General features: G+C 66.3%; 12 protein-coding genes. 6 read left to right on the forward strand and 6 right to left on the reverse strand.

Annotated features, from left to right (window positions below):
* Positions 1 to 491 precede the first annotated feature (491 nt).
* Together ACQ5J0_RS04660 and ACQ5J0_RS04665 are read right to left on the reverse strand one after the other, a co-directional pair.
* Positions 492 to 659, reverse strand: coding sequence for a hypothetical protein (locus ACQ5J0_RS04660; protein ID WP_462569356.1), 168 nt, complete (start codon positions 657 to 659; stop codon positions 492 to 494).
* A 126-nt stretch (positions 660 to 785) separates the two neighbouring features.
* Positions 786 to 1679, reverse strand: coding sequence for an alpha/beta fold hydrolase (locus ACQ5J0_RS04665; RefSeq protein ID WP_462569357.1), 894 nt, complete (start codon positions 1677 to 1679; stop codon positions 786 to 788).
* 98 nt (positions 1680 to 1777) lie between these two features.
* Here ACQ5J0_RS04665 and ACQ5J0_RS04670 point away from each other — a divergent pair, with 98 nt between their 5' ends.
* Together ACQ5J0_RS04670 and ACQ5J0_RS04675 are read left to right on the forward strand one after the other, a co-directional pair.
* Positions 1778 to 2017, forward strand: a complete 240-nt coding sequence (locus ACQ5J0_RS04670) for a GlsB/YeaQ/YmgE family stress response membrane protein (RefSeq protein ID WP_462569358.1) — start codon at positions 1778 to 1780, stop codon at positions 2015 to 2017.
* Positions 2018 to 2087: 70 nt separating this feature from the next.
* Positions 2088 to 2393 carry a hypothetical protein gene (locus ACQ5J0_RS04675; protein ID WP_462569359.1) on the forward strand — a complete coding sequence of 102 codons (306 nt, stop codon included), beginning with the start codon at positions 2088 to 2090 and terminating at the stop codon, positions 2391 to 2393.
* Between the two features lie 82 nt (positions 2394 to 2475).
* Here ACQ5J0_RS04675 and ACQ5J0_RS04680 read toward each other — a convergent pair whose 3' ends face one another.
* From ACQ5J0_RS04680 to ACQ5J0_RS04695, 4 genes are all read right to left on the reverse strand, one after another.
* Complete coding sequence (locus ACQ5J0_RS04680) at positions 2476 to 2976, reverse strand: YciE/YciF ferroxidase family protein (RefSeq protein ID WP_462569360.1); 501 nt, start codon at positions 2974 to 2976, stop codon at positions 2476 to 2478.
* A gap of 155 nt (positions 2977 to 3131) precedes the next feature.
* A complete protein-coding gene (gene nadB / locus ACQ5J0_RS04685) occupies positions 3132 to 4721 on the reverse strand; it encodes an L-aspartate oxidase (RefSeq protein WP_462569361.1) in 1590 nt (529 codons plus the stop codon).
* A complete protein-coding gene (locus ACQ5J0_RS04690; protein ID WP_462569363.1) occupies positions 4718 to 5104 on the reverse strand; it encodes an endonuclease domain-containing protein in 387 nt (128 codons plus the stop codon). Before ACQ5J0_RS04690 ends, nadB begins: the two co-directional genes overlap by 4 nt.
* Before the next feature lie 77 nt (positions 5105 to 5181).
* Positions 5182 to 6123, reverse strand: coding sequence for an ABC transporter ATP-binding protein (locus ACQ5J0_RS04695; protein WP_462569364.1), 942 nt, complete (start codon positions 6121 to 6123; stop codon positions 5182 to 5184).
* A 110-nt stretch (positions 6124 to 6233) separates the two neighbouring features.
* Here ACQ5J0_RS04695 and ACQ5J0_RS04700 point away from each other — a divergent pair, with 110 nt between their 5' ends.
* The 4 genes from ACQ5J0_RS04700 (at position 6234) to ACQ5J0_RS04715 (ending at position 9024) form a co-directional block, all read left to right on the forward strand.
* The gene (locus ACQ5J0_RS04700; RefSeq protein WP_462569365.1) at positions 6234 to 6494 is read left to right on the forward strand and encodes a zinc-finger domain-containing protein; all 261 of its coding nucleotides are present in this window, start codon (positions 6234 to 6236) and stop codon (positions 6492 to 6494) included.
* Between the two features lie 71 nt (positions 6495 to 6565).
* On the forward strand, positions 6566 to 7990 hold the full coding sequence (gene tldD / locus ACQ5J0_RS04705; protein WP_462569366.1) for a metalloprotease TldD: 1425 nt from the start codon (positions 6566 to 6568) through the stop codon (positions 7988 to 7990).
* 74 nt (positions 7991 to 8064) lie between these two features.
* The gene (locus ACQ5J0_RS04710; protein ID WP_462569367.1) at positions 8065 to 8463 is read left to right on the forward strand and encodes a hypothetical protein; all 399 of its coding nucleotides are present in this window, start codon (positions 8065 to 8067) and stop codon (positions 8461 to 8463) included.
* Between the two features lie 9 nt (positions 8464 to 8472).
* Entirely contained in the window at positions 8473 to 9024 is a 552-nt protein-coding gene (locus tag ACQ5J0_RS04715; RefSeq protein WP_462569368.1) for a DUF924 family protein, read from the forward strand.
* Position 9025 lies beyond the last annotated feature (1 nt).

Raw genomic sequence — 9025 nt, forward strand, 5'->3', positions numbered from 1 at the left:
TTGTGTTCGACTCGGCGGGAGGTCCTGCCTGGCCGTTTGGGCCTAGCAGTTCGGGACCGCCGGGATATGAAAACTTATCCCCGTCTTGTCACCCGAACCGCGCTCCGGCTGGCTTGACCCGATATGGGTGCTTCGCCGCGCCATCTCTAGGTCTTGTGGGTACCCCCCGGATACTAACCACTAGATAATGAATCGGTCGCGGCTTTGGCGCAAGGGGGTGAATGCGGAATCGGCACGGTCGATGGCTGCGGATGCGGGCTGTGTTATCCGGGTGCAACGCCGCGACGCGTGGACCAAGCTGGGGTTTGCTCCGGCGCAAGACTCAAAATGAATCCGGGAAAAATTTTTTGCCCGAGGCAGGCTCGGGTCGCGCCGGAATCTTCGCGGCTCGGTGGGCTCGTGGGCTGCCGGTCGCCGGCCGCCAGGGTCCAGCCAAAGCCGGAGAGGACGCGGTCCGCTATGCGCGATCCGGCTATGCCCGTTGCTGGCGCTTATTCGCCGTGAAGCTTCGCGTGGTGCTGGCGACGGGCGGCGTGTTCTCGCTTCATGAGCCGCTTGTATCGGCGCTTGGGCGTGTTCTGATAGGCGAACACCAAGACCGCAACCAGCGCCACCGCGATAATCGGGATCAGCAAATAGGCGATTATTACCCGGTCCATCTCTAAGTCCATCCGCATACTGAGTTGCGAATCGCTATTTACCAGAAATTAACTATCGGCGGTAGCGTGATTCGCCGTGCCGTCCCGGTTTGGGCCGTGTCGGTTTGGAACGCCGATTTGCGAATGTCAGACCTGCACCGCCTGCTTCGCGTGCCCGGCAATCTCGTCCGCCAGATCATCGACCAGTTCAAGCGGGAGGTCGTGGCCCCAGCCCGGGATGGTGCGAAGCCGCGCCCCGGGGATCGCCGCGGCGGTGTCGCGGCCGCCCTCGACCGGGACCAGCGGATCCGCCTCGCCATGCAGCACCAGCGTCGGCAGATCGATCCCGCGCAGCATCTTGCGCCGGTCGCCATCATGGAGGATCGCCGCTAGGTGCCGGGTTGGGCCTTCGGGATAGAGGCTGCGGCGGATCGAGGCCTGGCTGCGCTCGCGCAGGCGCTCCTCGGGGGAGGGGAAACCGGGCGAGCCGATCGTCCGCGCGAGATAGATCCCGTGCTCGACCAGCACCGCCTCGTCGGCGCTCTCGGGCCGCTTGGTCAGCGCCGCGAGCGCCTCCTTCTTCGCCGCGGGCAGCGTGGGGTTGCCGGTGGTCGAGAAGATCGTGGTCAGCGACAGGCAGCGACCGGGATGGCGCGCGACGACGTGCTGCGCGATCATCCCGCCCATGCTCGCCCCGACGATATGCGCCTTTTCGATACCCAGCGCATCGAGCAGGCCGACACCGTCGTCGGCCAGATCGGCGAGCGTGTAGGGGACCTTGGGTTTCAGCCCGAGCTTGCCCATCAGCACCTGCCGCGCAGGGCTGGGCGGCTTGTGGCCGGTGAATTTCTGGCTCAGCCCGACATCGCGGTTGTCGTAGCGGATTACACGGAAGCCGCGGGCCGCCAGCCCCTCGACCAGTTCGTCGGGCCACAGCGTCAGCTGCGCGCCGAACCCCATGATCAGCAGCATCGCCGGGTTTGCCGGATCGCCCTGCTCTTCGTAATGAATCTCGACGCCGTTCGCAGTAGTCTTGGGCAAGGCAGCCTCCCTGATGCGTTGTCTGTTCGGCGGTTTGCATGCATTAAGCCGCGCGACCGATTGCAGGGCAATACGCCGCAACCGGGGGAGAATGTCCAATGCTAAACATCATCGGCGCCATCGTCGCCGGGCTGATAATCGGGGCGCTGGCGCGCTTCTTCTATCCCGGCGAGGTCGAGATGGGCTGGCTGACCACCATTGCGCTCGGCGTCGGCGGGTCGCTACTGGCGGGACTGGTATTCCACCGCGGGCGCGGCGGCTTCAACCGCGCGGGGTGCCTGAGCAGCATTCTGGGCGCGATGGCACTGATCCTGATCGGACGCCTGCTGGGCCTGTAGGGGGCAGCAAATCAGCCGAGGACGAGAGCCGCTTTCTCTAGCAATTTTACGCTACTATCAAGGATGAGTGATGCAATTGGTCGGACGAGAATTGATGAAGCGCGCAGTCTTCGCGATCAGCTTGGTCGCAGCTGCCGGACTAGGCGGATGCGTATCGGTGGCGAAAGATCAGGTTGGCAAGGAATTCGCCAGAGTATGCGCCGAAAAAGGTGCAAACAACAGAGTGGTGCCCGGCGAATATGTGTCTCGTGGAGGCATGTTCGGGACTGTCAGCATGACAGGAGATTGTCTCGCGCCCGGCGACGAAGGGTACGAAGACGCGATACCGGTCGAAGAGTATCTTCAGAGCGTTGGCCGCAGAAGCACCCAGCCGTGAGCTAGGACGTCGGGCGGACGCTGGTCAAAAGAAAGGCGGAGCGCCTGCGCGCCCCGCCTCTCATTCGTTCGGCGCTTGCCGCTCAGGCCTGCTTGGCCTCGAGATTGACGCTGCGCTCGGCCAGATCGGTCATGTTCTCGTCGGTGTCGTAGATTTCCGCGGTAATGCTATCGAGCTTGGAGACATGCTCGCTCTTGCCCAGCGCCTCGGCGAAAGCCTTGGCGGTGCCGAAGCCAGCGATACCGTAGTGGCACATGCGCTGGAACTGGGCGATGATGACCACGTCGAGGACATCCTTGTCCTCGATATCGGCATCGAGCGCGTGCTTCCTGGCCTCTTTCACCAGGCCCTCCATGCCCTTGCAATGCTCCTTCTCGGATACACCGCAATCGTCGAGCAGCTTCTTAATGGTCTCGGTGTGCTTCGCGATGCCATCGGCGGATTTGGACAGACGCTGCTTGAGCTTGTCGTCGCCGGCGGCGTCGGCCAGTTCGCGCACGATCTTTTGCATCTGGTCGTTCGCCGACCAGCTGTCGGCGAGTTCGTGGGTGTAGCAATCGGTGAGGTTCTTGGGGGCGGACATCGGCGGTCTCCTGTTGGTGGGAACTCGGCCTTGCGGCCTGTTCCCGATTAACGGGCGGAGCGGCCGATCTATCCGCTTCGCTACGGGAGCTGCGCCCAGACGAAGCCGGCTCGCGACGGGTCGCGAGCGCCGTGCTTTGGGGTGCTGCGGCGCGGCTAGGGCACCAGCACCGTATCGCGTGCCACTGGATCGGTCTCGGGATGGTCGAGCGTGTAGTGCAACCCGCGGCTTTCCTCGCGCCTCAGCGCGCTGCGCACGATGAGATTGGCCGATTCGAGCAGATTGCGCAATTCGATCAGATCGGTGGTGACGCGGAAACTGCCGTAATAATCCTCCACCTCCTTGCGCAGCAATTCGATCCTGTTGGCGGCGCGCTCGAGCCGCTTGGTGGTGCGCACGATGCCGACATAGTTCCACATGAAGCGGCGGATTTCGGTCCAGTTCTGCTTGATCACCACCTCTTCGTCCGAATCGGTGACGCGGCTTTCGTCCCATGCGCGGATCGGCGGCGGGGCGGCGAATTCGTCCCACCGGGTCAGGATGTCCTGCGCCGCGGCCTCGCCGAACACGAAGCATTCGAGCAGCGAGTTGGACGCCAGCCGGTTGGCGCCGTGCAGCCCGCTCTCGGTGCATTCGCCCGCCGCATACAGGCCCGGCAGATCGGTGCGCCCGGCGAGGTCGATCACGATTCCGCCGCAGGTGTAATGCTGCGCCGGGACCACCGGGATCGGCTCGCGCGTCATGTCGATCCCGATCGTCTCGAGCTTGTCGTGGATCGTCGGGAAATGCTCCACGATGAAGTCGCGCGGCATGTGGCTGATGTCGAGGTGCACGAAATCGAGCCCGTGGCGCTTGATCTGGTCGTCGATCGCGCGCGCCACCACGTCGCGCGGGGCCAGCTCCATCCGCTCGGGGTCGTATTCGGCCATGAAACGGTGGCCGGTCTCGGGGTGGAGCAGCCGCCCGCCCTCGCCGCGCACCGCTTCGGTGATCAGGAAGTTCTTGATTTCGAGGCTGTAGAGGCAGGTGGGGTGGAACTGCATCATCTCCATGTTGGAGACCCGCGCGCCCGCGCGCCATGCCATCGCGATCCCGTCTCCGGTGGCGCCGCGCGGGGCGGTGGAGAACTGGTAGACGCGCCCCGCGCCGCCCGCGGCCAGGATCGTGGCGCGCGCGACATGCGCCTCGACCTTGCCGGTCGCCTCGTCGAGCGCATAGGCGCCCCAGACATGGCCGTCACCCGAGTAACGCTCGGCGTTGCGCCCGGTGATCAGATCGATGCAGGCGCGCCCGGGCAGCATGGTGATGTTGGGATGGGCCCTGGCCGCCCTGAGCAGCGCTTCCTGCACCGCCCAGCCGGTGGCATCATCGACATGGACGATGCGGCGGTGGCTGTGCCCGCCCTCGCGGGTGAGGTGGAGATCGCCGCCGAGATCGTCGGGTCCGCGGTTGAAGGGGACGCCGAGTTCGCTCAATCGCTCGATGCTGCGCGGCGCGCGCTCGATGACGAATTCCACCGTCTCGATATCGTTGAGCCCCGCGCCCGCGACCATGGTGTCGCGGATATGATCCTCGAAAGTGTCGCCGGCATCGAGCACCGCGGCGATGCCGCCTTGCGCCCAGGCGGTCGAGCCGCCGTCGAGCGAGCCCTTGGCGAGGACCAGCACGCTGCGCTCTTCGGCGAGCGCCAGCGCCGCGGTCAGCCCGGCCGCGCCCGAGCCGATGATCAGGACGTCGTGAGTCACGATCCCCCCTCCCGCTTGCGGGAGGGGGCGGGGGTGGGCCTGTCTTCCAGCGCTGCCTGAATAGCGATCGCCACACCTTCCATATCGTTCAAAGCCTCGTCGTTGGTGAACCGCATCACGCGATAGCCCTCACGGTGCAGAAAAGCGTCGCGCAAACCATCGTGCTCGGTCTGCATCTCATGCGAGTGTCCGTCCAGTTCGACGGCCAGCCGATGCGAGCGGCAGAGGAAATCGGCGTAATAGGGTCCGACCGGCATCTGGCGGCTGAATTTCGCTCCGAGCTGCGAGCGGGAGAGGTGGGTCCACAGCATCCGTTCGGCGGGCGTTGCGGCATTGCGCAGTTCGCGGGCGCGCTGGGTGTTGCGGGTTTTCCACTCGGGCATTCCTGTTTCTTGCCCACCCCCGACCCCTCCCGCAAGCGGGATGGGGGAAGATGGCTCGGCCAGCAGCGAAACCGCCCTCAACCCCCGCCGGTGAGGCTGACGAAGACGTCCTCGAGATCGGCCTCGCGGGTGGTAACGTCCTCGATCGCGTAGCCGTGGCTCTGCACCAGCGCGAGCACCTGGCCCGCGGTGGTGGCGTCGCGGTCGTAGGTGATGTCGAGCCGGCGGCTCTCGACCACCTCGGCCTTGAGGAAGCTCTCGTCCATCGGCGGGCCGGCGAGATCCTTGTCGACCGTGACCGAGACGATCTTCTCGCGCGCCATGCCGATCAGCTCCTGCGTCGGCTTGTTGGCGATCAGCTCGCCGTGGTTGATGATCGCGATCCGGTCGCACAATTGCTCGGCTTCCTCGAGATAATGCGTGGTCAGCACCACCGTCACCCCTTGCGCGTTGAGCCCGGCGACCAGCTCCCACAATTGCCGCCGCAGCTCGACATCGACGCCCGCGGTCGGCTCGTCGAGCACCAGGATCGGCGGCGAATGGACCATCGCCTTGGCGATCAGCAGCCGCCGCTTCATGCCTCCCGAGAGCGTGCGCGCATAGGCGTCGCGCTTGTCCCACAGATGGACCGCGCGCAGCAGTTCCTCGCTCCGGCGCTCGGATCTGGGGACGCCGTAGAAGCCGGCCTGGTTCTCGAGCACCTCGAAGGGGGTGAAGAAGGGATCGAAGACGATCTCCTGCGGGACGATCCCGATCGCGCGCTTGGCGTTGCGGCGGTTGCGATCGATGTCGAACCCCCAGATCTCGGCGCTGCCCCCGGTCTTGTCGACCAGGCCTGCGAGAATGTTGATCAGCGTCGACTTGCCCGCGCCATTGGGGCCGAGCAGGCCGAAGATGCCGCCCTGCGGGACATCGAAGCTGACCCCCTTGAGCGCCTGCTTGCCCTCGCCGCCCTCGCCCTTGCCGGGGGCGTAGCGTTTGGCGAGATTGTCGATGCGGATCGCGGGGGGTGGTGCCATGCTGCGCCGGTTAGGTAGCCGCGCGGCACAAGGCAAGCGGCAGGAACGTCTCGCCAGAGCCGATATTGCGGCGTTGCGCAGGGGCCGCGCAGCCTCTATCGGCTGGCTCCATGAGCATCGCCCCGCCCGAAACCATCCTCGTCGACCTGCGCCGCGTGTGGTGCGACGGCGCCACCGACATCCGCGGCGGGCCCGATTTCCGCCCGGCCGCGCTGGGCCATCCCAAGATCTATCTCGAGATCGACGAGCACGGCTATGTCGATTGCGGCTATTGCGATCGCCGTTTCGTGCTGCGCGGCGGTCCGGCGGATGGGGTCGATCAGGCGAAGCTGCGCGATATCGCTTCGGGCACCGACCCCGACCACCGCTGAGCCGGTCCCGCTGAGCGGGTGACGGACGCCGCGACCTTTCGCCGCGCCCGCCCAGCGCCTACATAGGCTGGATGAACCAGACCACCGATCCGCATGCGCTCCTCTATGGCAGCACACTCTCGCCCGACGAAGCCAAGGCGCTGACCGCGAAGCTGCTGTCCTCCTGCGACGATGGCGAGCTCTACCTGCAATTCCTCGCTTCGGAATCCTTCGCCTTCGACGACGGTAGGCTCAAAACCGCCGACTACAGCCGCGATTCGGGCTTCGGCCTGCGCGGGGTCTCGGGCGAGATGACCGGTTTCGCGCATGCCAATGAGATCAGCGCCGCATCGATCATGCGCGCGGGCGAGACGCTGCGCCTGCTCGATCCCGCCAAAACCCCGCTCGCCGCGCCGCCGCAGCGCAGCAACCGCCACCTCTACACCGCCGACAGTCCGCTGGACACGGTGCCCTTCGCCGAGAAGGTCGCGCTGCTCGAGAAGATCGACGCGGTGGCGCGCGCGAAAGACCCGCGCGTCGCGCAGGTCAGCGCCAGCCTCTCGGCGAGCTGGAGCGCGATCGAGATCGTCCGCCCCGACGGCTTCGTCGCGCGCGACATCCGCCCGCTGGTGCGGCTCAACATCTCCATCGTCGCCGAGGCCAACGGTCGGCGCGAGACCGGCAGCTTCGGGATGGGCGGGCGCTATCTCTACGACCGCCTGTTCGATGAGGCCCAGTGGATGCGCGGGATCGACGAAGCGGTGCGCCAGGCTCTGGTCAATCTCGACAGCGTGGCCGCGCCCGCGGGCGAGACCACCGTGCTGCTCGGTCCCGGCTGGCCCGGCGTGCTGCTCCACGAGGCGATCGGCCACGGGCTCGAGGGGGATTTCAACCGCAAGGGCACCAGCGCCTTCTCGGGCCGGATCGGCGAGCGAGTCGCCGCGCCCGGAGTCACCGTGGTCGACGACGGCTCGATCGCCGAACGCCGCGGCTCGCTCAGCATCGACGACGAGGGCACCCCGACGCGCGAGAGCGTGCTGATCGAGGACGGCGTACTCAAGGGCTATATGCAGGACCGGCTCAACGCCCGGCTGATGGGGGTCGAGGCCACCGGCAACGGCCGTCGCGAAAATTACCAGCACGTCCCCATGCCGCGGATGACCAACACCTTCATGCGCGGCGGCAACGACGATCCCGCCGAGCTGCTGAGCCGGGTCAAGGACGGGATCTACGCCACCGCTTTCGGCGGCGGTCAGGTCGATATCGTCTCGGGCAAGTTCGTCTTCGCCTGCACCGAGGCCTACAAGGTCGAGAACGGCAGGATCGTCGCCCCGATCAAGGGCGCGACGCTGATCGGCGATGGCCCCTCGGTGCTCACCCGCGTCAGCGGCATCGGCAACGACATGGCGCTCGATGAGGGCGTCGGGGTCTGCGGCAAGGCGGGGCAGAGCGTCCCTGCAGGCGTGGGCCAGCCGACGCTGCTGATCGACGCGCTGACGGTGGGCGGAACCGGCTGAGCGGAGCGCCGACAGCGGCGCTCATCGCCGGTTCAGCGGTTGGAGTATAGAAGGGCGCTCGAAAGGAGACTTCAATGACCAAGTTTTCAGCACTACTCGCGGCATCGGCTGCGGTAACCTTGCTGGCCGCTCCGGCAGCCGCCATGGAACGCCCCAAGGGCGAAGCCAAGTTGGCGGAAATGCTCGAAGGCCGAGTCGCGGGCGAACCCGAGCGCTGCATCCGCTTGATGGGCAACGACCCGCTGACCATTATCGATGGCACCGCAGTGGTTGCCAAGCGCGGCGACACCATCTGGGTCAATCGCACCGCCAATCCGGATACGCTCGACGACGACGACCGGATGACGATTCGCAAGTTCAGCGCCTCGCAGCTCTGCCGGCTCGACCAGGTCACCACCCACAGCCGCACCGGCAATTTCTACACCGGCAACATCATGCTCCAGGACTTCGTGCCCTACCGCCGCGAAGGCTGATCGCGCAGCATGCCGCTGGCTCACCGGCCCTGGGCCGCAGACCTGCTCCATGTCTGGTTTCACCAGCTGGGAGCCGATGATTGGTTCGGGGGCTCGGAAGCAATCGACCTGCTGCTGCGCGAGCGGTTCGAGCGCTGGCTCCATGCGCTCGGCCACCGACCCGCGGGAGAATTCCTCCGCGATCCCGCCACCGCGCGCGCCGCGATCCTGCTGTTCGACCAGATCCCGCGCAATCTCTATCGCGGCAGCGCGCAAGCCTTCGCCTGGGACCCGCTGGCGCTGGCGATCACGCAGGGGATGCTTGCGCGCGGCTGGCATCTTGGCTTGCCCCAGCAGGCGAAACAGTTCCTGCTGATGCCGCTGATGCACAGCGAAGCGATCGCCGACCAGCGGCTGAGCCTCGCGCTGTTCGTGCGCCATGCGCCCGCGTCGCTGCCCTTCGCGCGGTCGCATTACCGGATGATCGCGCGCTTCGGTCGTTACCCGCATCGCAACGAAGCTCTGGGACGCGTCACTACGCCCGCCGAACAGCGCGCCATCGATGCGGGGTTCAGCTGGTAGG

This window comes from Qipengyuania sp. SM2512 (genome assembly GCF_054954005.1).

Bases quoted from the DNA above. Each gene is read 5' to 3' on its own strand.
- ACQ5J0_RS04660 (WP_462569356.1), bottom strand. From the start codon at position 659: ATGGACCGGGTAATAATCGCCTATTTGCTGATCCCGATTATCGCGGTG.
- ACQ5J0_RS04675 (WP_462569359.1), top strand. From the start codon at position 2,088: ATGCAATTGGTCGGACGAGAATTGATGAAGCGCGCAGTCTTCGCGATC.
- ACQ5J0_RS04700 (WP_462569365.1), top strand. From the start codon at position 6,234: ATGAGCATCGCCCCGCCCGAAACCATCCTCGTCGACCTGCGCCGCGTG.
- ACQ5J0_RS04680 (WP_462569360.1), bottom strand. From the start codon at position 2,976: ATGTCCGCCCCCAAGAACCTCACCGATTGCTACACCCACGAACTCGCC.
- ACQ5J0_RS04690 (WP_462569363.1), bottom strand. From the start codon at position 5,104: ATGCCCGAGTGGAAAACCCGCAACACCCAGCGCGCCCGCGAACTGCGC.
- ACQ5J0_RS04670 (WP_462569358.1), top strand. From the start codon at position 1,778: ATGCTAAACATCATCGGCGCCATCGTCGCCGGGCTGATAATCGGGGCG.
- ACQ5J0_RS04695 (WP_462569364.1), bottom strand. From the start codon at position 6,123: ATGGCACCACCCCCCGCGATCCGCATCGACAATCTCGCCAAACGCTAC.
- tldD (WP_462569366.1), top strand. From the start codon at position 6,566: ATGAACCAGACCACCGATCCGCATGCGCTCCTCTATGGCAGCACACTC.
- ACQ5J0_RS04710 (WP_462569367.1), top strand. From the start codon at position 8,065: ATGACCAAGTTTTCAGCACTACTCGCGGCATCGGCTGCGGTAACCTTG.
- ACQ5J0_RS04715 (WP_462569368.1), top strand. From the start codon at position 8,473: ATGCCGCTGGCTCACCGGCCCTGGGCCGCAGACCTGCTCCATGTCTGG.